The following is a 26,114-nucleotide window of genomic DNA, read 5'->3' as shown; positions in this document are numbered from 1 at the left end:
GACGACAACATCGTCACCGGCGTCTTCTCCGTGAAATCCCCCCGAAACTGCAGATACACCAACCACAACACCAACGCCGCAATCAACAAGACCGCCACACCGACCAACTTGTAAGGGCGCGTCGGCGGCTTGTTGACCTTCAATCGCGGAGTTGTCATGGCAGCTACACCGTGAAAGCGAAGTTCGGGTTGACGCCGTAGAGCGCCATTTCGGCCAACAGGACGATGACATTCACCGAGACGAGCGAGAAGCGCATGGACCGCCCGACGGCCTCGCCGACCCCGACCGGTCCGCCGCTGGCGTTGTACCCGTAGTAGCAATGGGTGAGCATCACAACCCCCGCCATGATGATGACCTCGCCGAACGACCAGAACACGTCATTGGGACGCAAGAACGTCCGGAAGTAGTGCTCATAAGTTCCGGTGGCCTGTCCGTACAGCACCGTGGTGACGACGGCCGGAGACAGGAAGGACATGATCAGCCCCAACGAGTACAGCGGGATGATGACCACCAGCCCGGCCAGCGCCCGGGTGGAGACCAGGTATGCCACCGAATCGATCCCCATGACCTCCAGCGCGTCGATCTCCTCGCTGATCCGCATGGCGCCCAGTTCCGCGGTGGCGCCGGCACCGACCGTGGCCGCCAGCACAACGCCGGAGACGACGGGGGCCACAAGACGCACGTTGATGAGCGCGGCGACGAATCCGAGGAGGGCCTGGATACCGATTTGGCTCAGCGACGCGAAACCCTGAAGGGCGACCAGCGAGCCGGCGGATAGCGTCACGAAGGAGATGATCACCGCGGTGCCGCCGACGACGGCCATGGCGCCGGTGCCCATGCCGACCTGGGCGATCAGCCGCAAGATTTCCTTGCGGTAACGGGTCAGCGCCCAGCCCATGCCGCGACCGCCGATTACCGCGAACCAGCCCAGCTTTCCGGCTTCGTCAAGTGACCCGGTGGTGAAGCCACCGACGCGACTAAGGTTGGCGGCCAACCGCGGGAAGCGGGCGCGAACTACTCCGCTCGTCGTCATTTCACTGCGCTCGTTCCGAATTTGACACCGATGGTGGTCAGCACCACGTTCACTGCGTACAGCGCGACCACGGCCATCACGACGGTCTCGTTGACGGCGGTCCCCAAGCCCTTTGCGCCGCCGCGGACGGTCAGGCCGCGGTAGCAGCCGATCAGGCCCGCGATCATGCCGAAGGTCGCCGCTTTGACCGTTGAGATGATCACTTCGGGCAGCCCGGTGATCAGGGTCAGCGTGGCGAGGTAGGCACCGCCGGACACATTCTGGAGGTAGACGCCGAAGAGGAAGCCTCCGACCAGTCCGACCATGCTCACGAGGCCGTTGAGCAACATCGCGACGGTCGCACAAGCCAGAACCCGGGGCACCACCAATCGGTGGATCGGGTCGATGCCGAGCACCTCCATCGCATCGATTTCTTCGCGGATGGTGCGAGCACCGAGGTCGGCGCAGATGGCCGTGGCCGCCGCGCCGGCGACCACCAGCACGGTCACGATCGGGCCGATCTGGGTGACCACAGCGACGCCCGCGCCCGCCCCAGAGATATCGGCGGCGCCGACCTGGAGCAGCAGGATGTTGAACGTAAAGATGAAGAGCACCGTCACCGGCACCGAGACCGCCATGGTCGGCAGCAGCGCGACGCGCATGATGAACCAGCACTGCAAGACGAACTCGCGCCACTGGAACGGCCACCGGAATGTTGCCCTGCCGGTCAGCACACACATCCGGAAAAAACCGCCGACGAGCGTGAGGAAGGGGGCCACGCGGTCGCGGGCATAGTCGGTCAGCCGTGGCCCTGTGGCCGTCGTCGTCACCGCTGTCCCCTCCCGCAGGCACCGCGCGCTTGCCAGCGCCGCGGCGAATCGTGTCGCACGCCCTGTCCTTGCCCGGACCCTTCGTATGTGACCATCGGCTCCCTACTCGCAAGTAGTAACGGAGACCACAGGAATGTACCCGATGGCCGAGCACGTGTGAACCGACATCTGCACAATTAACCCTTCGTCAATAACGGGCAAACGTTTCGGTTTTCGTCAGCCCTCCTCTCCGGCCGTTGAACCACTTGACGCAGAACGGCTTTCAGACGCGTCCGCGCCGCCGTAGCGCAGACGCAGCTCAGTCTTGAGCACCTTCCCGGCGGGGTTGCGGGGCAGCGCATCGACGATCTCGAGCGCCTTGGGGTGCTTGTAGCGGGCGAGCCGCTCGGTCAGGAAGCCGTCCAGGTCATCGAGCCGAAGCTGGTCGCCGCTGACGGCCGCGACCGCTATGGGCACCTCGCCCCACTTCTCGTGAGCGCGCCCGATGACGGCAACCTCGACGATGTCGGGATGGCCGGCGAGGACGTTTTCCACCTCCGCGCAGTAGATGTTCTCGCCGCCGGAGATGATCATGTCCTTTTTGCGATCCACCACCCAGACGTAACCCTCGTCGTCCATCCGCACGAGGTCCCCCGAGTGGAACCAGCCGCCCGCGAACGCCTCCTCGGTGGCCGCCGGGTTGTTCCAGTAGCCGCTCATCAATGTTGGTGCGCGGTAGACGATTTCGCCGACTTCGCCGACGGGCACGTCATTCATGTTCTCGTCGACGACGCGGGCGGCGACGGTGGGGATCACCTTTCCGACCGATCCACGCTTACGGATCGCGTCGTCGCCCAGCAGCATGCAGGTGACCGGTGACATCTCGGTCTGACCGAATGCGGCCAATATCTGGGTGCCGGGGAACGTCGCCGACATCTCGCGCAGCAGGGCGTCGGGGGCCGGAGCGGCTCCCCACGACATCACCCGCAGCCGCAGATCACGCGGTCGCGCCTGCTGTTCGTTGCATACCGCCTGCCATTGTGCGGGCACCAGAAAGATACCGGTGACCTTCTCCGCCGCCAGCACGTCGAGCAGCTGGCCCGGGTCGAACGCACCGAGCGGGTAGATCACGGTGGGGATGCCGAGCAACAGCGACGTCAGCATGTTGCCGATCCCGGCGATGTGGAAGAACGGGACACCGACGAAGCCGACGTCGTTGTTGATGTCGGCGCCGTTGGTGTACAGGCCGGTCATCGTCTGGCCGGTCAGGTTGGTGTGGGTCAGCACGGCGCCCTTGGGGCGGCCGGTGGTGCCCGAGGTGTACATGATCAGGGCGGGCGAGTCGTTCGGGATGTCGACGGGTTCGTGCGGATCACCGGTCTCGTTGATGAGGTCCTCGTAGCCGAAAACCCCGTCGTCGGTGGAAGCGGCCGCGACGATGATCGTGCTCAGCACCGGCTGGATGTCGCGGACCCCGGTGGCCACCGGGGCGAGCACGGGTTCGGTGATCATGACGCGGGCTTCGCAGTCCTCGACGAGGAAGGCGATTTCGGCCGGGGTAAGCCGGAAGTTCAGCGGGACTGCGATGGCCCCGAGCATGTTGGCGGCCAGCACCGACTCGATGAATTCGGTGCGATTGAGCATCAGGATCATGACCCGGTCGCCGAAGCCGACTCCCCGCCGGCTCAATCCGTCGGCCAGTGCCGACACCCGGTCCTGTAGTTCACCCCACGTCACGGTGTTGCCGAGGAAGCGCAGCGCCGTCGCGTTCGGCTGCATCATCGCGTGCCGCTCGAGCTGGTTCACCCAGTTCTGCCGCCGGGCGCGGTAAGGCTGCTCGGTGAGTGCGGACGTCGTGTGGCTGGCCAACTGTGCGGTCAACTACTACCTCCCCTTACACTCGCGCACCGCTTGCGCCAGGTTGATATTTGATAAAACATGGTGTTGTGTGGGTCACACTATGGCTTTAGTGCCCCAAAGACAACCCCCGCCGAGCCCCTGAAAGCCCTGGCAGTCCCCGTGAACGCACCGATTTCCACGAAGCCGCGGAGCCGGCGGCCACTGCGCAGGGCGCAGTTGTCCGACGAAGTCGCGGGTCGCCTGCGCGCGGCGATCATGTCCGGGACATTGCGTCCGGGGACTTTCATACGCCTGGACGAGACCGCGGCCGAACTCGGGGTCAGCATCACCCCGGTGCGCGAGGCGCTGCTGAAACTGCGCGGCGAGGGCATGGTGCAACTGGAACCGCATCGCGGTCACTTCGTGTTGCCGCTGACCCGCCAGGACATTCAGGACATCTTCTGGTTGCAGGCGACGATCGCCCGGGAGCTGGCCGCCGCGGCCACCGACCACATCACCGACGGCGAGATCGAGGAGCTCGACCGCATCAACAAAGCGCTGGAGGCGGCCGTCGGCTCCGGCGACGCCGAGGCCATCGCGGGCATTGAGTTCGCGTTTCACCGCGTCTTCAACCAGGCCAGCGGGCGGATCAAATTGGCCTGGTTCCTGCTGAACGCCGCGCGTTACATGCCGGTGCTGGTGTACGCCGGCGACCCGGAATGGGCTGTGGCCGCGGTCGACAACCACCGGAAGTTGATCGCCGCGCTGCGCAAGCGCGACGCTGCCGCCGTCATCGAGCACACCGTCTGGCAATTCACCGACGGGGCGCAGCGGCTGACCGAGATGCTGAAGCGATCGGGGATCTTCGACTGAGCCCCGGGATTTATTAGGTCGCGGACAGCTGCTCGGCGCGCTGCTTGAGGTTGTCGGCGAGGTGGTCTAGCACGGTGTTGAGCATGGACTTCACCATCGGCGCGGGCACGGGCATCGAGGGTTCGACATCGATGTCGACCGTCAACAGGCTCGATGCACCGATCTCGACCACGCTGAACAGTTGTTCCTGCTTGGCGAACAGGTCGCCCTGCTGCATGACGGTCTGAATCTGGTTCTCGCCGGGGTAGTACACGGCCTGGATATAGGTACCCGCAACGCCTTGGACCTCGGTGTCGAGCCGCAGCTGGCTGGGCCGCCCGTCGTCGTAGCGGGCGAGCACCCACAGGCCCTTGATCTCGTCGTTCCACTGCGGGTACGCCTCGAAATCCGCAACGATGCCCATGATCGAGGCGGCGTCGGCACCGACCTCGACGGTCTTGCTCAGGACTGGCATTGGCGAAGCATAGCCAAGCCGCGAAAAGCCCAGTGCTGGGCGCCATCTCGGCGGCTTCAATTTATTGCTTCTATTTATTGCGGCTCCGCCGGTGCCACGCAGGCCGTCGACAGCAGTGCGCGGATGGTGTCCGGAATCGGGACCGGCTTGCGGCTCGTCCGGTCGACGTAGACGTGCACCCAGTGCCCCAGCGCGGTGATCGGTTGGGCCCGGGCGTCGTCTAGCCCCCCTTCGGACCCGAACAGCCCGAGCCGGTAGGTGACGCTGCTGCGACCCAGCCGGGTCACGGCGAGGCCGACCACCAGGTTTTGCGGGAAATGCAGCTCGGAGAAGTAGCGGCAACCCGACTCGGCGACGATGCCCAGCTCGGGCATGGTGGTCGGGTCGAGCCCGGCGCTGGTGTTGATCCAGGCGTTGATCGCGGTGTCGAACAGCTGGTAGTAGACCGCGTTGTTCAGGTGGCCGAACATGTCGTTGTCGGCCCACCGGGTTCCCACCGGCCACAGGACGGGGAAGTCGCGGCTGGTCAACCCGTCCGGTGCGGGCGGAATCGCTGGAGCCGAAGTCATGCGTCTTGACTACCAGTAGCGCATGGCTTGCCGAAACAAGTCCGCCAGAACGGGCTTGCTCATCTCGCGTGGAGCATTCTGCAGGAGGCGCTGCTGGGGGTGGGCGCCTTCGGTGAGTACCGCCACGTCGTCGTCGGTGTAGCCCACCCCGCCGAGCCCGTTGGGCATGCCCACCGCTCGCATGATGCGGATGAGTTCGTTGGCCAGCACCTCGCCCGCGTCTGGCGCGCCGGCACCGCGCGTGTCGGCGCCGAGCAGCCGCGCGCCCTCCAGGTGGCGCGCCGGGCTGACCTCCGCGGTGAAGCGGAACGACGACGGTGCGTTCAAGATGACGGCCATGCCGTGCGGCACGAGCGGCTCGTCGGCCGGATAGCCCGAGGGCCGGAAGTCACGCACCAGCCCTGCGACGGCGTAGGCCATGCCGTGCGGCGCGTGAACGCCCGCGTTGCCGAAGGCGATGCCCGCAAGCGTTGCGGCCCACATCATCTGCTCGCGGGCCTCGCCGTCGGACGCGTCGCTCACGGAGCGCTCCAGAAACTGCCCCAACAGGCGCAGCGCCTCACGACAGCCGAGGTCGCTCCACGGGTTGGCGCCCTGGCTCATGGGCCGCAGGCTGGGCCGTTCGGGTGCGTGCCGCTGGACGTAGGGCCGCGCCGTGAAGGACTCCAGCGCGTGCGAGAGCACATCGAGCCCGGCCGAGGCGACCACTTCGGGCGGCAGGCTCGCGGTGCAGTCGGGGTCGACGAGCGCCTCCGTGGGACGCAGAGCGTGCGAGGCGATGCCCGTCTTCGCCTTCAGCGACAGGAGATCGAAGATCGTGATGCCGGTTACCTCGCTGCCGGTGCCGGCGGTCGTGGGGCACGCGATATGCGGCTTGAGCGGGCCGGGCACCGGTTTGCCCTCGCCGATCGGCTTGTTGACATAGGTCAGGAAGTCGGCGGGATGGGTGGCGTACAGGTTGGCGGCCTTGCACGTGTCGATGACGGAGCCGCCGCCCAGCGACACGTAGCCGTCAGGGTTCGACTCCCGGGCGAATCGCGCGGCGTCGAGGAAAGACGCGTCGGTGGGCTCGACATGGGCGTCGGTGTAGGTGACGACGTCCAGTCCGGCCGCGACGAGCGACTCGTGCGCCGTCGCGAAGATGGGCAGTTCGGCCACGCCGGCGTCGGAGAACAGGGCCACCCGCCGCACCCCGAGAGCGCGTGCCCTGTCGCCCAATTCCGCCAGACAACCGCGCCCGAAAGTCACCCGCGACGCGTCGACGGTGAAGGCTGCGTCGCAGCCCTCGGCGACGATCGAGAAATCGCAGCACGCCATCGGTGCCATCCTAGGGGCGTTCAGATCTCCCAGGCCCGCCGCAGCGCTTCGCCTTGCAACGCGAACAGCCGCTCGGACACGGACCAGTCGGGCAGCAGCGAATCGAACCCGTGGCAGGTGCGAGCGAACACGTGCAGTTCGGTGGAGACGCCTGCGCGCAGCAGTCGCAGCGCATAGTCCACCGCCTCGTCGCGGAAGGGATCGATCTCCGCGCACGTGATCAAAGTGGGTGGTAGGCCGTCGAATCGGTCTCGGCGCGCGGGCACGGCATCCCCCGAGGCGGCTGCCGGGCCCAGGTAGTGGCGCCACATCAGCTCCGCCGCCTCGCCGTCGAAAGCCGGGCTGGTGCGAAACTGCGCCTTCGACGCGGTGGCCCGATCGTCCAGCACCGGCTGGTGCAGCAACTGGAACACGATCTGCGGTTCGCCCACGGCGCCGTGCGCCAGGCAGGCGGCCAGGGCGGCACCGGCGCTGCTGCCGGCGACGGCCAGGCGTGCCGCATCGATGCCGAGTTCGGCGGCGCCGGCGGCCACCCAGCGCAGCACGGCGATCGCGTCGTCGAGGGCGGCCGGATAGGGATGCTCGGGGGCGAGCCGGTAGTCGACCGACACCACGGTGCACCGGCCGCGCCGCGCGAGCTCCACGCACTGGCGGTGATCGGCGTCCAGGTTTCCCAGCGCGAAGCCCCCGGCGTGGCAGTACACCACCGCCGGGGCCGGCGGCTTTGCGCCGCGATAGATCCGCACCGGCACGCCGCCGGTTTTGGTCGCCGCGGTGTGATCGATGATCTGGATACCTTGCGCCGCAACGTATTCCGCCGCGATGCGGCGCCGCTCGTTGAACGGTCCGCGCATGAGTTCGATGGCGGCCGGCGTGAAGTCCGTCCGCGTGGTGGCGACGGTGCGCAGCGCGGGATCGAGCCGATCGAAGCCGTCCAGTTCGGTCATGTTGTTTCCAGCGCCCCCACCGAGTCCCCGTCCCTGGCGGAGCGGGCCTCGGCCCGGAAGCTGAAGTCGGCGGGCCGGAACCGGCGCGTCATTCCCCAGAAGCTACGCGCGCTTCGCGGCCACTGCGTGACCACCCGGCCGTTCGGGGCTCGGAAGTAGTTGCTGCACCGGGTGGTCCAGACGGTGCCGACCATCCACCTATCGATCTTGGCGACGAACTCCGCCAGCGCCGCGGGCCGCACCGCGATGTACGTCTTGCGTTTGCGTCGCAGGTATTTCAACGCCCGCACGATGTAACGCGCTTGGGCTTCGAGCATGAAGATGACGCTATTGGAGCCGACGTTGGTGTTGGGCCCGTACAGCATGAAGAAGTTGGGAAACCCCGGCACGGCCATGCCGAAGTACGCGTGCGCGCCGTCGCTCCAGGCCTCGCGCAGTGTCGTTCCGTGTTCTCCGGATACGTCGAGTTCCCCCAGATAGTCGGCCGCCGCGTAGCCGGTGGCGCACACCACGACGTCGACGTCGCGTTCGCGGCCGTCCTCGGTGACCAGCGAGCGCGTCCGCAGGTAGCGGGCCGGGCTATTCACCACCTCGACGTTGGGCAGCGTCAATGCGGGCAGATAGTCCGACGAGAACACCAGTCGCTTGCAGCCCATCGGGTGATCAGGGGTCAGCTTTCGGCGCAATTCCTCGTCGGCGACGGCCTTTTCGAGCATGCTCAGGGCTAGCGCGGTGAACTCCTGGGTCTTTTCGCTGCCGTGCTCGATCACCGAGATGTTGGATTCGCTGCGCAGCCACAGCCGGGTCCGGTACAGCTTCTTGGCGAACGGCACGTGGGCGAGAATCCAGCGCTCCCGGCGCGTGTAGTGCCGGTCCGGCTTGGGCAATATCCAGGTCGGCGATCGTTGCACCGAATACACGCGGTCGGCGACCTTGGCCAATTCCGGGACCAGCTGCGAGGCCGTCGAACCCGTTCCCAGGACGGCCACCCGCTTTCCTTCAAGTGGGATCGCGTGATCCCATCGCGACGAGTGCATTACGGTTCCGGTGAACGGCTCCTGCTCGACGAGATCCGGTAGCAGCGGCCGGGTGAACAATCCGACCGCGGAAACCACGACGTTGAAATGATGTCGCGTCCCGTCCGCGGCCGTAAGGCACCAGCGCTGCGTGTCGTCATCCCAGCTGGCGGAACGGATTTCGGTGCGCAGTTTCAGGTGGGGGCGAAGACCGTATTCGTCGGCGCAGCGTTCGAAGTAGGCCAGGATCTCCGGCTGCGGTGACCACAGCCGCGACCAGTGCGGGTTCAGGTCGAACGAGTAGGAATAGAGGTGCGACTTGACGTCGCATGCCAGGCCCGGATAGGTGTTGATCCGCCACGTTCCGCCCACGTCGTCTTCGCGGTCGAAGACGGTGAAGTCGTGAAAACCGGCCCGCTTCAGCAGGATTCCCAGCGCCAAGCCGCCCGGCCCTGCACCGATGATGCCGATCTTCATCGGATCTGCAGGCATTGCCCACCGTCGACGACCAACTCCGAACCCGTGATGAACGACGCCTCCTCGGAGACCAGAAACGCGACGGCGTCGGCGATCTCGCGGGGCTGTCCGAGCCGTCCGAACATCGCCGTCTCGGCCAGCCGTGACTGTGTGTCCGCGTCGAGCATTTCGGTGGCGACCGGTCCCGGGAACACCGCGTTGACGCGAATGCCCGACGGCGCGAGTTCGGCGGCGGCGGTCTGGGTCAGCCCCCGCAATGCCCACTTGGACGCGCCGTACGCGCTGTGGTGCGGGAACGGGCGCATCGCCCCGGTGCTGCAGATGTTGACGATCGCCGCGTGTTCGGCCGCCAGTAGCAGATCCAGGGTGACGCTCATGCCGAGGAACGCGCCCAGACAGTTGACCCGCCAAGCCTTTTCGAAATCCTCGGCCGTCTCGTCGGCCAAGGCTGCCCGGTGCAGCACTCCGGCGTTGTTGACCAGTGCGCTCAGCGACCCGAACGCCTCGACGACGCGCTCGACGGCCTCGCTCCACTGCTCCTGGGACGTCACGTCGAGCTGGACCGCGATCATTTTGTCGTCGCCCAGCTCGTCGACCGCCGCGGCCATTTCACCGGGCCGCACATCGCAGGCCGCCACCGAATATCCGTCTGCGCGTAGCCGTTTAGCGATGGCCCAGCCCTGCCCGCCGGCGGCGCCGGTCACCAGCGCGACACGCTGATTCATGATCACGGAACCTCGGGGCTGTCGGAGAGGCCGTGGCTGGTCACGAACTGGCAGCGCCGCCGCCGGAAAGACCACCGCCCGCTATTCGTGGGGTCACGGGCCAGTTCGTCGTCGTACAGCGCGGGCCGCAGGTGCAGGTCACCGGCGCGGACGAACAGCACCTGGGATCGGGCGGTCGCGGTGTCGACGCGGACATCGATGCGCGAGGCCCCGGTCAGATGCAGGCCGCGCGGCGCATCCCGGAACATCTTCGCTATCTCGTCGAGGCCGGCGAAAGACCGCCCGTAGACGACAAATTTGGCATCGTCGCTGAACAGCCGTAGGCAGCCCTCGATGTCGCCGGCGTCGAGGGCCAGCGCGTAGCCGGCAATCACTTCGCGAATCGCGCCTTGGTCGTCGGTCATTGTCCGGTCGCCTCACGGAGATGCTCCGCGGCGCCGCGCCGCAGCGCCTGCGATTCGGCCGCCAGGGTGATCATCCGAAATCCCAGCTGCGCCATGGCGTGACCGGTCTTGCCCCCTCCGGCATGGATCCCGGTGAGCAGCCCGGCGTCGGTCGCCACGCGATGAATTCGCTCGATCGCGTCCCGCACCTTCGGATGGCCGGTCGCCCCGACGACGTCGACACCCATCGAGATGGCCAGATCGGCCGGCCCGACATAGATTCCGGCCAGGCCGTCGACGGCACAGATCTGATCCAGGACCGACAGCGCCCCGGCGGTTTCGATCATCGCGAACACGCTCACGCGGGATTCGTGCTCGGCCGGGTCGAGACCGAGGCTGGCGCGCAGCGGGCCGAAACTGCGCACGCCCGCCGGCGGGTAGCGGGAGGCGGCCACCGCCGCGGCGGCCTCGTAGGCCGACTCGATCATCGCGATGACGACGGCGTCGGCGCCGGCGTCCAGCACCCGCCCGATGGGTGCGGCGTCGGCGTTGGGCAGGCGCACCACGGTAGCGATGGGGAGGTGTTCGATGCGGCGCAGTATGCCGGCGATGTCGGCGTCGTCGAGGTAGCCGTGCTGGGCGTCGAATCCCAGGTAGTCATACCCGGCGCGGGCGAATTCCTCGGGCCCGATCAGCGTCGGGCCGGTGATCCAGCCACCCCACAGCGGGGCCGGGTGGTCGCCGCCGAAGATGCTCATTGCGCGATCGCGATCTTGATGCGCTCCGGCACCGGCCGGCAGGCCAGCTCGAACGCCGCCTGGACGTCTTGCACATCTTGGACGCCGAAGGTGTGGGTGAGATACGAACCCAGCAGCCCGGGATGGTCCGCGGCGAACTTGCCGGCGAGCTCCAGCATTCGCCGCCGGTCAAGCGTCACACCGGATTTCAGCGTCAGGTTGTTGCGCAGCATGAGTCGCATGCTAATCGGGTAGGCCTCGTCGTCGGCGACGCCGAAGTAGAAGACGGTGCCGCCGGGGGCGGCGGCCTGGATGGCGTGCCCGAGCGTCGAGACCTGGTGGCCGACGGCCTCGATGACGACGTCGGCCCGGTCCGCGGGCGCCAGCTGGCTCACCCAGCGGTCGCTGGTGGCGCGCACCCGGTCGTCGACGCCGAATGCCGTTGCGACGCTGTCGCGGTCGATGGGGTCGACCCCGGTGACGCGCCGGGCCCCGGCCGCCTTGGCGATGTAGGAAAACAGCAGTCCGATCGAACCCTGGCCGATGATCGCGACGTGACGGCCGGCCAGGTCGGGTAGTTGCTCGCAGGCGTAGAGGACACACGCCAGTGGTTGCAGGCCAACAGCTTCGGCGGGGGTCAGCGCCGGGTCGTACGGGGCCACCCCGTTGCCGTCGGTGACGACGAGTTCCATCAGCCCGTCGAATCCCGATGCCCAGCCCACCACCAGATCGCCGGCGCGATGATCGGGATGCCGGCTGGCGATCACCTCGCCGGCGACCTCATGGATCGGGAATCCGTCTTTCTCTGCCGCGCTGGGCCCGTTGTCTCCGGGAAGCCGGCCCTGGGCGCCGCGGAACGCCGGCAGGTCGCTACCGCACACGCCCGCGGCCAGGAACCGCAGCAGCACCTGGCCATCGCCCAGGCGCTCGGGTGTCTTGTCGGCGATCGACGTCCGCTCGAACACGTAGGGCGCGACGATCCTATAGGACCACACGTCAGACCTCCACGGGGATCTTGTTCCATCCCCATTGGAAGCTGGACGGCAGGCGCGTCGCGGACTCGCTCTGGATTGCGTAGCCCGGCACCCGCCGCAGCCATTCGGTCAGCAGCACGTCGATTTCCAGCCGGGCCAGGTGATAGCCGATGCAGAAGTGCTGACCGCGACCGAAGGCCAGCGACCGGCGGATGGGTCGGTTCCAGACGAACTCGTCGGGGTCTTCGTACTCCCGCTCGTCGCGGTTGGCCGACGCCAGCAGGGTGATGACTCGCTGGCCGGGCCGGATCGTCTCGCCATGAATGCTGAAGGGCTTCCGCGCGGTTCGCGCGAACCACTGCGCCGGCGCGCAGAACCGGATCATCTCCTCGCGGGCGACCGGCACGTTGGCATTCGGGTCGGCGCGCACCGCGGCCAATTGGTCGGGCCGCCGGGACAGCTCCCACAGCCCGTGGGCGACGATCTTCGGCACGGTTTCCGTTCCGCCGATGAAGATGCACAACATTTGCGTCGCGGCTTCCACGTCGGACAGGGCGCTGCCGTCGGGCAATCGGTAGCCGAGCAGGCCGTCGACAACGGGCAACGCGGCCCCGGCAGGGTCGGCCCGGCGCCGCTGCACCACAGGCGTGAGGTACTCGAGGTAGTTGGGCCGTGCTTGTGCGGTGTCGACGCCTTCGCCGGGCTCGGCCAAACTGCCGACATTGACCGCTGCCAACACTTTTGGTGCGAGATCGTCTGGCAGGCCCAGCAATCCGCACACGATCGACGCCGCGACGATGCCGCCATACTCTTGCGTCAGGTCGAAGCAACCCCGTGGCAGCAGCTCATCGAGGCGCTCGTTGGCCAGCGTGCGAATTCGGGCTTCCAGCCCGGCGACCGACCTCGGACGCAACGGCTGGGAGTGCGCGCGCCGGATCTCGGCGTACAAATCGGTGTCGAAGACGGCGTGAAACGGTAACGGATGCAGCGGCGGATCATCGAGGGGCCCATCGTTGTGCTGAGCCAGCACCGACGCCGGGGGCAATGTGCCTTCCGTCGCGACGAACGTTCCGTCGTTGACTTCGAGCACCCGCCAGATGTCCTCGAAGCGGGACAGGGCGAAGGTATCCCACTGCGGCATGTAGTACACCGGGTAGCGCTCGCGCAGGATTCGGTAGTACGGCAAGGGGTTTGCCATCACCCGCGCGTCGAATGGGTCGTAGGTGAAGTCCACTAGTGCGCCCGTCACTGCAGCGGCGAGGGCGGTAGGGCCTGCAGAATCGAATCTTCCCAGCCGTCGCGCAGCGCGGGCGCGACGCTCATCCAGGTGACGATCTCGGCGGGTGGGCTGTCCTTCCAGGACGGATAGTGGTTGGCGAAGCATTCCCAGCCACCGTCGAGTGCCCAGTAGTGGATGACCTCGTTGTAGCGGAACGTCGTGGTGAACGAACCCAGCCAACGCTTGCCCGTGCGCTCCGACCAGGGCACGTAGAGCCGCTCCAGCTCGCGGATGTAGTCGTCCTGTCGCCCCGGCTTGGTCTGCATGATCTCCTGAATCACCAGCGGCGCAGTGAAATTGGACTCTCGCAGCTGCGCCAGCGTTTTGTTGCTCGGCCCGGGGTACATGATTCGCCCCTCCCCCGAGGCGCCGATGTCGGACAGAAACGCCGACCATTTTCCGGCCGCCGCCTCGTGGCTGCCGCCGCGTGCCTGCGCCGCTCCGATCCTGGCGTAGTCGGCGAAGGCGTCGATCTCCCAGATGACCGTCACTTGCGGCCAGTGGCCGTTGTAGGGGGTGGATTCCCAGATCGCGAACAGCCGGGCACCGAGTTCGGCCATCATCGGCTGGTAGACCTCGGAGAAGACTTCGGTGAAGCGATCGCTGCGACCGGACCCGAGCGAGATCGTCTCGTGCAGATAGAGCAGGGTGTGGCCGTAGTACTTCTTCATGGGCGAGTCATGGGCTGGTCGGCGCGCTAGTCGATCCGGATCAACTCTGAGTCGGCCCGCGAACACGTAGCCTTGTCACACAGCAGCGGCTCGGTGCCATCGACCGACTCACACGAAATCCCCGCGGCCGCAAGCGCGTAGCCCTTGAACGTCCGCGCCGCGGCGCTCAGTACGTGCTGCGCCCTCGTCGTCGCGCGATTCACTCCTAGGGGCCACCCATCGCCCCACAACGCGACTTCGGTCAAACCGTTGTCCAGGGACTTGAGCACCGCGTCGCGTACCCGCTCGTCTGCGGTGAATGCCTCGGCGCTGACGGCCAGGCTGTGGCCCGGCGAGGCGAGCTGCGCGTCCAGTTCCGCTGTCCGCACGCCGAGGATCCGAAGCGACCGGGAGTCGCGGCCCTTCGGTAGCAGCACGGTCACCTGCCATCCGGCCATCACCCGGTCGTAGAGCCAACCACCGGCCGATTGCACGACGTCGGCCGCGGAGGCCGCGACGACGTCCAGCCGGTATCGCAGGCACTCACCGTCGGCCCGGGTTGCCCGCCCGGCACCGAGCCGGCTGCTCTCGCTGATATAGGGAGTGACCATCAATCCGTTCCTCACCGCCGCACCGAAACGGTGCATCGGCGTTACCGCAACGCTCGTCCTGGGCTGTTGGCCGCCACGCGGCTCACCGGACAGCGTGACACTTCGGCGCAACTTTGTAAAGGTGCGACCGACGGTCACACCCCGCGTCGGGCCTTGAGTTCGGCCAGAATTTCGTCGGTGTGCTGGCCGAGTTCCGGTGCCGCAGAACGCGGCGACCACGGCGTGCCATGGAAATCAGCCGGCGTCGCCACCATCGGGACGCTGGATTCTTTGTCCGGCACGTCGACGATGCCGCCGGCGGCGTGGAACTGTTCGTCGGCGACGACGTCCTCGATGCTGTTGACCGGCGACCAGAAGAAATCGGGTTCTGCCGCGAAGACCTCCGCCCATTCGTCAAGCGGTTTGGTCGCGAAGATGTCGTCCAATTCGGCAATGAGCGCGGCTCCGTTGACGGCGCGGGCGCGGGCATCGCGGAATCGGGGATCGTCGAGCCACTCGGGGCGGCCGACGGCACGACACAGCGGCGGCCAGTGCCGGTCGCCCTCGAGGCCGACGATCCAGAACCGGCGGCCATCGCCGGCGGTGTAGTTGTTCATGCACGGGTTGCCCATGGTTTCGCGCTGCCCGATGGCGATCGGCTGGCCGGTCAGCAGATAGGTGTTGATGTCGAAGCTGACGGTGTAGGCGCCCTGGCGGTACAGCGAGGTGCTCACCAGCTGGCCGGTTCCGGTGCGTTCGCGGGAGAGCAGCGCCGCGCAAATGGCCGCGGCGAGCGTCATGCCGGCCGAATGGTCACCCATGCCGCCGCGCTGAAACGGCGGGGTGTCACCGGGCCGGGTGAGCAGGTGGGCCACGCCGGCGCGCGACCAAAACGCCGCGACGTCGTAGGCGGCGCGGTCGGCGTCGGGCCCGTCTTCGCCGTACCCGGTGATCAGGCCGTAGACCAGGCGGGGGTGGCGCGCCGACACCGACTCGAAGTCGAGGCCCAGCTTTCGCAACGCGCCCGGGCGCACGTTGGTGACGAAAACGTCTGCGTCGGCGAGCAATTCGAACGCGATGTCGTGGCCCTCTTCGGTGGTGAGGTCCAGGACGATGCTGCGCTTGGAGCGGTTGTCCATTTCGAACGGCGGGTTGACCCCGAGGTCGCAGCCCAGCATCCGGCCGAACAGACGCCCGGGGTCCCCGCGCGGGGGCTCGATCTTGATCACGTCGGCGCCCCAGTCGGCCAGGATGCCGCCGGCGGCCGGCCCGGCCACCCAGACCCCGAGTTCGACGACTTTGATGCCCGCTACCGGTCCCGTCATGGCTACGTTCCTACTCCGTGCTGCCGCAAGGTGGCCAACCCGCCGTCACTGACGGATAGGTCAGGCGTGTCCCGGCGTGTCGGGCAGCGCCGCACGCCACTGGCGCCACATAGCCCGGTCGGTCATTAAGTCGAGCAGGCTGCCGAATCCGCTCGGATAGACAAGCGACACCAGCCATTCCCGCGAATCGCCTTGGCTCACACGGAAACCGCCGCGGTAGAACTGACGGAGCCATTTGATGGTCAGTTGGTCTCGGCGAAAGTCGAAGACCACCACCGGCTCACCCGACGAGAGCTTCGCCTTGTAGTCGGTGAGGCCCAGCTCCTCGTCGACCCATTTCGAGTACTCGGAGGCCACACAGCGCAGATTGGTGTCGGTCAGCTGCAACTCGACGTTGACCCACCAGGAATTGCCCCGGTTCTTCAACAGGTAGGCCTTGGTTTGTGGCGGCGCAGTTGCCATCTTGTCCTACTCCGTCGTGGTTTGGGTCTCGTCTGGGCGTCAGCGTAGCGCGTGCTTGAGCCGCTGAGTCGCCTTGGGGGACAATCGCAACCATGACTCTCGTAGCCGGACGTGGTCCGTTAAGCGGTGATCCGGCCGGGCGGTTCTCGCCCGCGCTGCCGTCGGAGGTCGTCTTCGTCGAGCCGCACCCGCGGCGCGTCCAGGCCTTCCGGGACGGGCGAGCGATGATCGACACCGAGCGTGCGCTGCTGGTGCACCGCCGGGGTCGTGCGCTCAGCTACGCGTTTCCGGCCGACGAGGTCGGCGACCTGCCCACCGAACCCGAGCCGGAGGCGCCGGGCTTCGTCCACGTGCCCTGGGACGCCGTCGACACCTGGCTGGAAGAGGGCCGCGAGCTCGTTCACTATCCGCCGAATCCCTACCATCGGGTCGACTGCCGCCCGACGCGGCGCCGCCTTCGTGTCTCGGTCGGCGACGCCGTTTTGGTGGACACCGAGGACACGGTGATCCTGTTCGAGACCGCGCTCGAACCGCGCCTCTACGTCGATCCCTCGCACGTGCGCACCGATCTGCTGCGGCGCTCGGAGACGTCGAGCTATTGCAACTACAAGGGATTCGCGACGTATTGGTCCGTCGTCTCGGGGGACCAGGTCGTCGAGGACGTCGCCTGGAGTTACGCGGACCCGCCCCCGGAAAGCCTTCCCATCAAAGGGTTCCTGAGTTTCGACGCCGCCCGCGCCGATGTGGTCGCCGAGCTGCCGCTCACCCCGGGTAGCTGGGCCGCCCCAGTTTGAGCTCGTGCTGGGCGATCATGTTGCGGAAGACCTCGAGGGTGCCGCCGTAGATCCCGAGCGGCAGCGCCAGCCGGTACAGGTGTTCGGCCGCGCCCTCGGCGACGGAACCGCGGGCATCGGCGGGCAGCGCCGACGCCGTCCCCGCGATGTCCATCAGATCGCCGGAGATGTCGCGCATCGTCTGGGCGACCGCGACGCGCCCGAACATGCCCGGCGTGGACAGCGCCGCCTCCACCCGCGCGACGCTGCGCCCCAGCCGGTACTGCACCGATTCGTCGGCCGCCGGCCCGACGATGCCCGCGACGGTGTCGACCACTTCGGCCATCACGTCGCCGTGAGCTCCCATTGCCGCAAGGTATTGCAGGCCATGGTCTTCGCGATCGACGAGGCCGTGCTCGGAATCCAGCGCCGCGCGCATTACCGTCCAGCCGCCATTGACCTCACCGATCCGGTAGAGATCGTCGACGCGTACGTCGCTGTAGTAGACGATGTTGGTGCGGTCGCCGTCCAGGGTGCGGATGCCCTGAATCTCGATGCCCGGAGAATCGAGCGGCACCAGAAACATCGTCAGGTTCTTGTGTTTCGGCCCCTGCGGGTCGGTATTGGTGAGCAGAAAGACGTACTTGGCGTTCTGCGCATTCGACGTAAACATCTTGGAGCCGTTGATAATCCACGCATCACCGTCGCGCACCGCGCGGGTTTTGCAGGTGGCGACGTCGGAGCCGCCCTCGGGTTCGGTGTAGCCCAGGCAGAGCCCGATCTCACCGGACAGCACACCGGGCACGACTTTGGCGGCGAGCTCCGGCGCACCGAATTGCTGTACGAGCCGCGCGACGACGGACGTGGTGCCCCAGTGATACCAGGGCGTATGCGCCCGGGCGATCTCCAGTTGAAAGATGCGCCGGCGAACCGCGCTGAACCCGCCCTCGGACTCGAGCTTCCAATCCGACGCCAGATAGCCGGCCTCGCCCAGCGCCAAATGCACTTGCTCGTCGAAGTTTTCGCCGAACTCCCGCTGGCGGCGAAGCACCTCGTCGGTGACGTGCTTGGTGATGAACGCCCGGGTCTCCTCGAGGAAGGCCTGGTCCTCGGCGCTGAGTTCGACGTGTGAGAAGTCCATTTACATCGCGTCGATCACCCGAGTGCGGAACCGCTCGAGGGTTTCCAGGGCGTGCGCCATGCTGTCGCCGGGCAACCCGACGCTCACCCACGTCACTCCCAGGGCGGCAAGCTTTTCCAGACCGTCGAGGTAAGCGTCGGCGTTGAATTCGTCGTCGGCGGGGCTGCCGCCCTCGAAGTTGCTGAACGTAACGTCGATCGTCGACCAATCCCTGCCCGCCTCATCGCAGCGGCGGCGCAGATCCTCGATCCCGGCGCTGAGGCGCTGCACCGAATCGATGACGGCGGTGCCGGCGGTCTGCGCCAACTGCGGCGGGGCCGGGAACGGACACCACCCGTCGCCGTAGCGCGCCACGCGCTGGCGCGATGCCGCCGTGTTCCCGCCGATCCAGATCGGCGGGTGCGGGCTGGTGATCGGCCTGGGGTGCGCGGTGATGCCGCGCGCGCTGAAATGCTTTCCCTCAAAGGACATGTCGTCGCTGGTCCAGATCGTCCGGATCACCTGCAGCGCTTCCTCGAACAGCTCCGCGCGCTCGTCGTAGCTCACACCCAATGCGGCGAACTCCCGTTTGAGATAGCCGACGCCGACCGCGAGCGTGAACCGGCCGCCGGAGAGCAAATCCAGCGTGGCGCCGGACTTGGCCACCACGAAGGGGTTTCGATACGGCAGCACCACGATGTTGGGGATCAGCCGCAGCGTGGTCGTCGTCGCCGCCGCGAAACCCAGTGCGACAAAGGGATCCAGGGCGTCGTGGCCGCCTGCTTCCAGCCACCGCTGCGACGGCGCCGGATGGTCGGTGAACCCAAACCCGTGAATGCCCGCCGCCTCGGTGGCCGCCGCCACCTTCCCGATTCCCTCGCCGCTCAAGAACTCCGGGTTGTACGGATGGCTGTGCATCGGGTGGGTGATGGTGAAGCGCATGGCAGTCAGAATCGCGCGCGAGAGTCGATGGCCGTGTCGCTGGTGCGCAGCGGCCGGATCAGCGCCTCCTGAGCGAAGGAGCACAACAGCTCTCCGGCCTCGGCGTGCACGGTGCCGCGCACGTACGACATGCCCGCGCCCACCTGGGTGCTCTCGTGCGTGTAGAGCAGCCACCCGTCCCAGCGCACCGGCTCGTGGAACGCCACGGAGATGCTCATCGGTGCGGTGGACACCGTCAGGTGCGCCTGGCTGGTACCGATGCCCGGGTGCGCGCGCATGGTGGTGGAGATGCCCAGGTGTCCGGTGAAGTACGCGACGAGGGCCTTGGCCAGGTCGTCGCGGTCCGGGATCGGGTCGTAGTGCAGCCACGCATACAGCTCGGGCGGCCCGACCTCGTCTGGGCTGTTGACGTCGACGACGTCGACGAGGCGCAGTTCGCGCCCGATCATCGGCATCTCGGCATGGTTGGCGTCGGCCGGCGCGGCCACGTCGGGCCGCGGCAGGTGGTGGCGGATGACGTCGGCGGTGGGGACGTCGGCCAACACCGTGATGCTCAGGCAGCGTCGCCCGTTCTGGTGCACGGCGACAACCGCGGTAGCCGTGGACCGGCCCTCGGCGACGACGTCGAGGACGAATTCGACCGGCGGGCCGACGGCGATCGCGCGGGAGAACACCGCATGCGCCGAGCGCACCGACTTGTCCGGGAATCGTTTGGCCACCGCGACGATGGCCTGCGCGAGCACCTGGGTGCCCTCCACCACCTGCCGTTCGTCGCCGCCGGCCCCGATGTCGCCGGTGGTGTCGCCGGTGGTGTCGCCGGTGAACCGGTCCTGCCCGTCGGCCCGCACGTCGAACAGATCCAGCAGGACCTGCACGGTCCACTCGGTCTGCTCGGATTCCTCGGAAGCCTTCGTCAAATCCGCTCCACCTCTCGCGCTAGCAGCTCACGGCTCAGCGTGACACTTTGAGTAGGATTTGTAAAGCTTGGCTAACAAGACCGCGCGCGGCTTTCTGCCGCGAGTGCCCGGCGGGCCGGGTGCTGCGCGTCCGACGCCCGGCCAGCCGGGCACTCGGCTACCGGCGACGCGGCACGGCCACTCGACCCGCTAACGGAAAGCGCAGGGGGGCAACGCAATTGGGCATCATCACCAGCACCTCGGAAACCGCATTCAGCCGGTCCGCCGAGGCCGTGTACGACCTCGCGCGGGAGCTCGCCCGGGCGGAAAATTGACACCGGCGCCCGCGGTGCGTGACACTTTTGCGGTGTTTTGTAAAGGCATTGGCGGATGATCCCCGAGCCGCTGGCCAACGGCTTCTGCTTCGGCGAAGGCCCGCGCTGGTTCGAGGGCCTGTTGTGGTTCTCCGACATGCTGGGCGAGGCCGTCCACACGTCGACCATGGGCGGCTCGCTGACCACGTTGCCGCTGCCCGGGCGCTCCCCGTCCGGGCTGGGATTCCGGCCCGACGGGTCGCTGCTGATCGCCTCGGCCGAGGACCGACAGGTGCTGCGCTACGACGGCGAGACCGTCGCCACCATCGCCGATCTCACCGACCTCGCCCCGGCCAACCTCGGTGACATGGTCATCGACGACGCCGGGCGCGCGTACATCGGGTCACAGGCGTTCTCGGGCGGAGTCATCGTCCGGCTCGATCCCGACGACAGCGCCACCGTTGTCGCCGAGGATCTCGACTTTCCCAATGGGATGGTCATCACGCCGGACGGACAGACGTTGATCGTCGCCGAATCGATCGGCCGACGCCTGTCGGCGTTCACCATCGGCGACAACGGCGACCCGGGCGCGCTGCGCGACCGCCGGATTTTTGCCGACGGCCTGGACGGCCCGCCGGACGGCATCGCGCTCGACGCCGAAGGTGCGGTGTGGACGTCGATGACCCTGGCGCACCAGTTCGAGCGGGTCGGCGAAGGCGGCGTCGTGACCGACCGCATCGACATGGGTGAGCGCGTCGCCATCGCCTGCGCGCTGGGCGGTCCCGAGCGCCGCACGCTGTTCCTGCTGTCGAGCACCGACGCGTATCCGCAGCGCCTCGTCGGCACCCGGCTCTCGCGGCTGGACGCCGTGACGGTCGCGACGCCCGGCGCCGGCCTGCCCTGACCCGCAAGACCACGAGGGGGACGAGTGACCGACTCGTACTACGAGCTCATCGCGACGGACGCGGTGGGCGAGAAGTTTCGGGCGACCGACCTGGCGCGCGGCACCTGGTCGGCGGCGATCCAGCACGGCGGCCCGGTGTCCGCGCTGCTGGTGCGCGCGTTGGAGCGATGCGAGCGGCGCGACGACACCCGCCTGTCCCGGGTCGTCATCGACCTGTTGGGCGGGGTTCCGGCCGAGGGCGACCTGTGGGTCAGCTCGCGGATGCAACGCGGCGGCAAGCAGATCGAACTGGTCGGCGCCGAGATGCTGGCCCCCGGTCCCGACGGCGAACTCCGGCCCGTGGCCCGCGCCAGCGGATGGCGGTTGCAGCACCAGGACACCCGGCCCGTGGCGCACGCCGCTGCCCCGTTGCCCCGACCGCGATCCGAGGCCCGCGACCGCAACCTCAAGGCGCGGGACTGGGACCGCAACTACGTGCACAGCCTGGACTGGCTGTGGCTGACCGAACCGCTGAGCGCGGGCCCGGGCGAATCCTGGATCAAGCCGACCGTGGACCTCGTCAAGGGCGAGACCATGACGCCGCTGGAACGGCTGTTCGCGGTGGCCGACTGCGCCAACGGCATCGGCAGCAAGTTGGACATCACCAAGTGGACATTCCTGAACACCGATCTGGCCGTGCACGTGTTCCGGATCCCCGACGGTGACTGGATCGGCATTCGCGCGGAGACCAGCTACGGGCCGGATGGAATCGGGACCACAGTCGGCACATTGTTCGACGAGCAGGGCGCGGTCGGCGCGATTCAGCAGTCGGTGCTGGTGCGCAGCCGGCCCCCGCGGGAAGCGAAAAATCCGTGACACGTTTGCGCGACTTCGTAGGGTTTGTCTTATGAGCCATCCGGTCCAAACGGCGGAGATCGACACCTCGACGCGACAGCGCATCCTGTTGGCGACCGCCGAGGTGCTCGGCCGCAACGGCAAGACCAAGCTCAGCCTGTCCGAAGTGGCCACCCAGGCCGGGGTCTCGCGGCCCACGCTGTACCGCTGGTTCGCGTCCAAAGAGGAGCTGCTGTCGGCGTTTTCGCAATACGAGCGGCAGCTCTTCGAAAGCGGTTTGGTCAAGGCCACCGCCGGCCTCAAGGGCGTCGACAAGCTCGACGCCGTGCTGCGGTTCATCGTCGAGTACCAGCATTCGTACTCCGGGGTGCGCATGGTCGACGTCGAACCCGAGCACACCATCGCCCAGTTCTCCCACGTCATCCCGCAGATGCGCGATGGGCTGCAACGGCACCTGCCCGGCCCCAACGCCGCGGTCAAGGCGGCGACGGTGATCCGGATCGCCATCTCCCACTACATCGTGCCCAGCGATGACGCCGACCAATTCCTCGCGCAGCTGCGCCACGCCGTCGGAATCAAGGGAACCTAGTCGAACAACACCGCCGCATTGAGGTAGCCGGTCGGGTCGAGGGCAGCCTTGACCGCCCGCATCGCGGCGATGTCGGCCGGCTCGCGGGACATCCCGAGATACGGCCGCTTCAGGCTGCCGACGCCGTGCTCGGAGCTGACGTTGCCTCCGCACTGCGCGATGAGACCCATCATCGGCTCGTAGAGCGCCGGCTCGTGCTCGGCCGGGCAACGCAGGACGTTGAGGTGCAGGTTGCCCTCGCCGATGTGGCCGAACAACACCGGCAGCGCGTCGGGCACGCGCGCGTGGACCAGCGCGACCGCCTCGCGGGCGAACCCGCCGATGGCCGACAGGGGTAGCGACACGTCGAACTTCAGCGGCGGCCCGTACACACCGAGCACCTCGGCCAGGGATTCGCGAACACGCCACAACCGTTGCTGCGCAACCACATCCACGCCCACCGCGGGCTCGCCACACATCCGAACACCCTCGAGCAGACCGGCGAGGCGATCGGTCAGATCGTGGTCGGCGGCCAGCTCCACCAACAGCAACCAGTCACCCGACACCGGCGCGCCGACCCCGAGATGCTCGCCGGTCAGGGCGGCGGCGCGGCCGTCGATCAATTCCAGCGCGGCGATTCCGTCGACGTCCCGAAAAGTCCGGCCGGCCTCGACGAGTGCCTCGAGGTCGGCGAACCCGCAGACGGCCGTCACGCGGTGCGACGGGGCGGGGTGCAGCCGCAGATCCAGCGCGGTGATGACACCGAGGGTGCCCTCGGCGCCGACGAACAGCGCCGGCAGGTCGTAGCCGGTGTTGTCGCGGCGCACCAGGCTGTGGCGGCGCAGCAGCGATCCGTCGGGCAGCGCCACTTCCAAACCGAGGACCTGCTCGCCCATGTTGCCGTAACGGACCGTGCGCAGCCCGCCGGCATTCGTCGAGGCCATGCCGCCGACGGTCGCCGTGTCCCGGGCGGCCAGGTCGACGCCGAACACCAAACCCGCTGCGGCGACGGCTTTTTGTACTGTGGCCAGCGGGGCCCCGGCGCCCACCTCGACGCGGCGCTCGAGCGTGTCGACATCGCCGAGGGCACACAGCCGCTCGGTGGACACCAACACGTCATCGTGCTCGGGAACGGTGCCGGCCACCAGCGAGGTCCGGCCGCCCTGCACCGTGACGTGCGCCCCGGCGTCGCGGCACACTCGCAGCACCTCGGCGACCTGCTCGGCCGAACCCGGCCGCACCAGCGCGCTGGCCCGGCCCCGGTAGCGCCCGGTGTGGTCGACGCTGCGGCCGGCCAGCACGTCGGGGTCGGTGACGACGTGGCTCGATCCGACCGCGTCCGCCAGGTTGCGCAGCATGCTCGCGGTTATAGCACCGCCCTAAAATTCCTTGTGATTCACGTCGGTGACCAGCCCGCCGTCCATCACATACTCGCTGCCGGTGGAGTACGACGACTCGTCGCTGGCCAAGAAAAGCACGAACGTCGCGACTTCCCGGACCTCGCCCGGACGCCCCAGTGGGATCGTCACCATGTCCTCGGGCAGATGCGCGGTCATCGGCGTGCGGATGAACCCCGGGTGCACCGAGTTCACCCGAATGTTATGCGGCGCCAGCTCCAGCGCCGCCGACTTCGCCAGCCCGCGCACGCCCCACTTGGACGCGACGTAGGGGTGCACCATGGGCGCGCCGCGCAGCCCCTCGATGGACGACACGTTGATGATCGAGCCGCCCCCGGCCGCGATCATCGGCTCTACCGCGACCCGCATGCCCAGGAACGTCCCGGTCAGGTTGACGTCAATCACCTTCTGCCACTTGGCCAGATCGAAGCTCTTCAGCGGGCCGAGCGCGACGGTTCCGGCGTTGTTGACCAGCACGTTGAGCTTGCCGAATTCGCCGACCGCGGTGGCGACCGCGGCGTCCCACTGGTCAGGCTGGGTGACGTCGAGGTGCACGTAGCGCGCGGAGTCGCCGATCTCGTCGGCCAGCGCCTTGCCCTGGTCGTCCAGGATGTCGCCGATCACGACCTTGGCGCCTTCCTCGACCAGCAGGCGCGCATCTTCGGCTCCCATACCGCCGGCGCCACCACTGATGAGTGCAACTTTTCCGTCTACCCGTCCCACCCGGGTCTCCTTTCGATTTAGTTGGCCACCAAGGCGTTTGGTGCGTACAAGCCTTTGCCCGTAACCAGCGGCAGGTCGAGGGTGGTGCGGATGCCGGCCGGCGCGGCGATCACCGCCGGGATGGCGTTGACGATGCGGCCCGCGGCGCCGACGATCGCGGCGTGGTTGTGGTCGCCCTTGCGGCTGCTCGGGACGATGTCCACGGCATACGACGGTTCCCCGGTGATCTCGACGCGATACGAGCCGCCGCCGGAAGCGGGTTGCGGCCAATCGGGCCGCAGGTCGGGTCGCAAGCGCGTGATGTGCTCGACGACGATGGCCGGGTGGCCCTTGGACATGCCGCGGATCTCGAACTGCAGTGCGGCCTGCGTGCCCTTGGCAATATGCCCCACCGCGATGTCGAAGTCTTCCGGCGCCGGCTCACGCTGGATTGACTGGGTAATCTCGTCGATCTCTACGCCGAGGCCGGCCGCCAGCTGACGGATTGCGGTTCCCCAGGCGAACGTGAGCACGCCCGGTTGCAGCAGCATCGGCACGTCGTCCAGCGGCCCGCCGAATCCCATGTAGCGCATCACTTCTGCGCCGTCGTAGCTCGCGTAGTCGGCGATCTCCATGCAGCGGACCTGATCGATGCGCTGACACGTCCCGGAGAGCGCGAAGGGAATGAGGTCGTTGATGAATCCCGGGTCGACGCCGTTGATAAAGATACTCGAATTCCCTTGTCGCGCCGCATCTTCTACGCGGGCGATGTATTTGTCCGGCATCACGCCCCACGGGTACTGCAGCAGCCCTGGTGACGACCCGACGACGTTGATCCCTTCCGCCAGGATGCGCATGACATCCTTCATCGCGTCGGGCAGCCGGGTGTCGCCCATGGCGCAGTAGACGACGCATTCGGGCTTGGTGGCGAGGATCTCGTCGAGACTTCCCACGGCCTTGATGCCCGTGCTGACGCCCCCGTCCAGGCCAACGCCGCACAGTTCTCCGGCGTCCTTGCCCACCTTCGCCGGTGTCGACACGCACACCCCCGTCAATTCGAACTGCGGGTTGGTGATGAGTTCGGCCAGGGCCAGGCCTCCGACATTTCCGGTTCCGACGTGCGCGACGCGGATCGCCATCAGAGTCTCCGTTTCGTAGAACACTGGAAAACTTTTCTAGACACTAGTCCATAATTTTTGGGCCGCCCACCGGGGCTCAGCCGGCCC

Annotated in this window: 28 protein-coding genes; 5 read left to right on the top strand and 23 right to left on the bottom strand. The window is 67.5% G+C overall.

Translation table 11 applies throughout. The annotated features are described in order from the left end of the window. Positions 1-163: 163 nt before the first annotated feature. The 3 genes from A5747_RS01035 to fadD5 all read right to left on the bottom strand — a co-directional run bounded on the left by A5747_RS01035 (position 164) and on the right by fadD5 (position 3,702). The gene (locus A5747_RS01035; protein WP_076121586.1) at positions 164-1,033 is read right to left on the bottom strand and encodes an ABC transporter permease; all 870 of its coding nucleotides are present in this window, start codon (positions 1,031-1,033) and stop codon (positions 164-166) included. After that, a complete protein-coding gene (locus A5747_RS01030; RefSeq protein ID WP_369804962.1) occupies positions 1,030-1,752 on the bottom strand; it encodes an MlaE family ABC transporter permease in 723 nt (240 codons plus the stop codon). Before A5747_RS01030 ends, A5747_RS01035 begins: the two co-directional genes overlap by 4 nt. Before the next feature lie 306 nt (positions 1,753-2,058). Next, positions 2,059-3,702 carry a fatty-acid--CoA ligase FadD5 gene (gene fadD5, locus A5747_RS01025; RefSeq protein WP_076121584.1) on the bottom strand — a complete coding sequence of 548 codons (1,644 nt, stop codon included), beginning with the start codon at positions 3,700-3,702 and terminating at the stop codon, positions 2,059-2,061. 138 nt (positions 3,703-3,840) lie between these two features. Between fadD5 and A5747_RS01020 the strand changes: the two genes are divergently transcribed. After that, positions 3,841-4,533 (top strand): GntR family transcriptional regulator, encoded by a 693-nt coding sequence (locus tag A5747_RS01020; RefSeq protein WP_076121582.1) that lies wholly within the window; start codon positions 3,841-3,843, stop codon positions 4,531-4,533. 13 nt (positions 4,534-4,546) lie between these two features. Here the strand turns inward: A5747_RS01020 and A5747_RS01015 are convergent, their stop codons facing one another. The 14 genes from A5747_RS01015 to A5747_RS00950 all read right to left on the bottom strand — a co-directional run bounded on the left by A5747_RS01015 (position 4,547) and on the right by A5747_RS00950 (position 16,438). Continuing rightward, positions 4,547-4,987: an SRPBCC family protein gene (locus A5747_RS01015; RefSeq protein ID WP_076121566.1), complete on the bottom strand. Its 441-nt coding sequence runs from the start codon at positions 4,985-4,987 to the stop codon at positions 4,547-4,549. A gap of 74 nt (positions 4,988-5,061) precedes the next feature. Further along, positions 5,062-5,556 (bottom strand): thioesterase family protein, encoded by a 495-nt coding sequence (locus tag A5747_RS01010; protein WP_076121563.1) that lies wholly within the window; start codon positions 5,554-5,556, stop codon positions 5,062-5,064. 9 nt (positions 5,557-5,565) lie between these two features. Continuing rightward, on the bottom strand, positions 5,566-6,873 hold the full coding sequence (locus A5747_RS01005; RefSeq protein ID WP_076121561.1) for a hydroxyacid-oxoacid transhydrogenase: 1,308 nt from the start codon (positions 6,871-6,873) through the stop codon (positions 5,566-5,568). A 20-nt stretch (positions 6,874-6,893) separates the two neighbouring features. After that, positions 6,894-7,820: an alpha/beta hydrolase gene (locus A5747_RS01000; protein ID WP_076121558.1), complete on the bottom strand. Its 927-nt coding sequence runs from the start codon at positions 7,818-7,820 to the stop codon at positions 6,894-6,896. Continuing rightward, positions 7,817-9,328 carry an NAD(P)/FAD-dependent oxidoreductase gene (locus tag A5747_RS00995; RefSeq protein WP_076121556.1) on the bottom strand — a complete coding sequence of 504 codons (1,512 nt, stop codon included), beginning with the start codon at positions 9,326-9,328 and terminating at the stop codon, positions 7,817-7,819. Before A5747_RS00995 ends, A5747_RS01000 begins: the two co-directional genes overlap by 4 nt. Further along, positions 9,310-10,038, bottom strand: coding sequence for an SDR family NAD(P)-dependent oxidoreductase (locus A5747_RS00990; protein WP_076121553.1), 729 nt, complete (start codon positions 10,036-10,038; stop codon positions 9,310-9,312). Before A5747_RS00990 ends, A5747_RS00995 begins: the two co-directional genes overlap by 19 nt. Before the next feature lie 2 nt (positions 10,039-10,040). Beyond that, positions 10,041-10,442 (bottom strand): nuclear transport factor 2 family protein, encoded by a 402-nt coding sequence (locus A5747_RS00985; protein WP_076121551.1) that lies wholly within the window; start codon positions 10,440-10,442, stop codon positions 10,041-10,043. Continuing rightward, a complete protein-coding gene (locus A5747_RS00980; protein WP_076121549.1) occupies positions 10,439-11,179 on the bottom strand; it encodes an HpcH/HpaI aldolase/citrate lyase family protein in 741 nt (246 codons plus the stop codon). Before A5747_RS00980 ends, A5747_RS00985 begins: the two co-directional genes overlap by 4 nt. After that, positions 11,176-12,153 carry a zinc-binding dehydrogenase gene (locus A5747_RS00975; RefSeq protein ID WP_076121547.1) on the bottom strand — a complete coding sequence of 326 codons (978 nt, stop codon included), beginning with the start codon at positions 12,151-12,153 and terminating at the stop codon, positions 11,176-11,178. Before A5747_RS00975 ends, A5747_RS00980 begins: the two co-directional genes overlap by 4 nt. A 1-nt stretch (position 12,154) precedes the next feature. Further along, a complete protein-coding gene (locus A5747_RS00970) occupies positions 12,155-13,366 on the bottom strand; it encodes a cytochrome P450 (RefSeq protein ID WP_076121647.1) in 1,212 nt (403 codons plus the stop codon). Between the two features lie 11 nt (positions 13,367-13,377). Beyond that, positions 13,378-14,082 carry an NIPSNAP family protein gene (locus tag A5747_RS00965; RefSeq protein ID WP_076121545.1) on the bottom strand — a complete coding sequence of 235 codons (705 nt, stop codon included), beginning with the start codon at positions 14,080-14,082 and terminating at the stop codon, positions 13,378-13,380. A 26-nt stretch (positions 14,083-14,108) separates the two neighbouring features. Further along, positions 14,109-14,672: a hypothetical protein gene (locus A5747_RS00960; RefSeq protein ID WP_076121645.1), complete on the bottom strand. Its 564-nt coding sequence runs from the start codon at positions 14,670-14,672 to the stop codon at positions 14,109-14,111. Between the two features lie 134 nt (positions 14,673-14,806). Continuing rightward, positions 14,807-15,976, bottom strand: a complete 1,170-nt coding sequence (locus tag A5747_RS00955) for a CaiB/BaiF CoA-transferase family protein (RefSeq protein ID WP_076121543.1) — start codon at positions 15,974-15,976, stop codon at positions 14,807-14,809. A 60-nt stretch (positions 15,977-16,036) separates the two neighbouring features. After that, positions 16,037-16,438: a hypothetical protein gene (locus tag A5747_RS00950; RefSeq protein WP_076121541.1), complete on the bottom strand. Its 402-nt coding sequence runs from the start codon at positions 16,436-16,438 to the stop codon at positions 16,037-16,039. A 92-nt stretch (positions 16,439-16,530) separates the two neighbouring features. Between A5747_RS00950 and A5747_RS00945 the strand changes: the two genes are divergently transcribed. Continuing rightward, positions 16,531-17,232 carry a DUF427 domain-containing protein gene (locus A5747_RS00945; protein WP_076121539.1) on the top strand — a complete coding sequence of 234 codons (702 nt, stop codon included), beginning with the start codon at positions 16,531-16,533 and terminating at the stop codon, positions 17,230-17,232. On the opposite strand, the gene A5747_RS00940 is transcribed toward A5747_RS00945, so the two are convergent. From A5747_RS00940 to A5747_RS00930, 3 genes are read right to left on the bottom strand one after another with little or no spacing between them, the layout of a single operon-like run. Further along, a complete protein-coding gene (locus A5747_RS00940; protein ID WP_076121537.1) occupies positions 17,201-18,352 on the bottom strand; it encodes an acyl-CoA dehydrogenase family protein in 1,152 nt (383 codons plus the stop codon). The genes A5747_RS00945 and A5747_RS00940 overlap by 32 nt on opposite strands. Continuing rightward, entirely contained in the window at positions 18,353-19,273 is a 921-nt protein-coding gene (locus A5747_RS00935; protein ID WP_076121534.1) for an LLM class F420-dependent oxidoreductase, read from the bottom strand. A 5-nt stretch (positions 19,274-19,278) separates the two neighbouring features. Further along, the gene (locus tag A5747_RS00930) at positions 19,279-20,190 is read right to left on the bottom strand and encodes an acyl-CoA thioesterase II (RefSeq protein WP_076121532.1); all 912 of its coding nucleotides are present in this window, start codon (positions 20,188-20,190) and stop codon (positions 19,279-19,281) included. Positions 20,191-20,559: 369 nt separating this feature from the next. Between A5747_RS00930 and A5747_RS00925 the strand changes: the two genes are divergently transcribed. Genes A5747_RS00925 through A5747_RS00915 form a run of 3 tightly spaced genes read left to right on the top strand, consistent with a single transcriptional unit; the run spans position 20,560 to position 22,810 of the window. Further along, on the top strand, positions 20,560-21,387 hold the full coding sequence (locus tag A5747_RS00925; protein WP_076121530.1) for an SMP-30/gluconolactonase/LRE family protein: 828 nt from the start codon (positions 20,560-20,562) through the stop codon (positions 21,385-21,387). A gap of 24 nt (positions 21,388-21,411) precedes the next feature. Next, on the top strand, positions 21,412-22,242 hold the full coding sequence (locus A5747_RS00920) for a thioesterase family protein (protein ID WP_076121528.1): 831 nt from the start codon (positions 21,412-21,414) through the stop codon (positions 22,240-22,242). A gap of 31 nt (positions 22,243-22,273) precedes the next feature. Beyond that, on the top strand, positions 22,274-22,810 hold the full coding sequence (locus A5747_RS00915; RefSeq protein ID WP_076121526.1) for a TetR/AcrR family transcriptional regulator: 537 nt from the start codon (positions 22,274-22,276) through the stop codon (positions 22,808-22,810). Here the strand turns inward: A5747_RS00915 and A5747_RS00910 are convergent. Genes A5747_RS00910 through A5747_RS00900 form a run of 3 tightly spaced genes read right to left on the bottom strand, consistent with a single transcriptional unit; the run spans position 22,807 to position 26,027 of the window. Continuing rightward, positions 22,807-24,147, bottom strand: coding sequence for an FAD-binding oxidoreductase (locus A5747_RS00910; protein ID WP_076121524.1), 1,341 nt, complete (start codon positions 24,145-24,147; stop codon positions 22,807-22,809). The genes A5747_RS00915 and A5747_RS00910 overlap by 4 nt on opposite strands. Before the next feature lie 21 nt (positions 24,148-24,168). Beyond that, on the bottom strand, positions 24,169-24,909 hold the full coding sequence (locus tag A5747_RS00905) for a glucose 1-dehydrogenase (RefSeq protein WP_076061249.1): 741 nt from the start codon (positions 24,907-24,909) through the stop codon (positions 24,169-24,171). A gap of 17 nt (positions 24,910-24,926) precedes the next feature. Continuing rightward, a complete protein-coding gene (locus A5747_RS00900; RefSeq protein WP_076121643.1) occupies positions 24,927-26,027 on the bottom strand; it encodes a diacylglycerol kinase in 1,101 nt (366 codons plus the stop codon). Between the last annotated feature and the right edge of the window lie 87 nt (positions 26,028-26,114).

It is taken from the genome of Mycobacterium sp. IS-836 (assembly GCF_001954275.1).
Taxonomy (GTDB): Bacteria; Actinomycetota; Actinomycetes; order Mycobacteriales; family Mycobacteriaceae; genus Mycobacterium.
The sequence above is the reverse complement of the archived record's forward strand: the minus strand, read 5'-3'. Positions and strand labels throughout refer to the sequence as shown.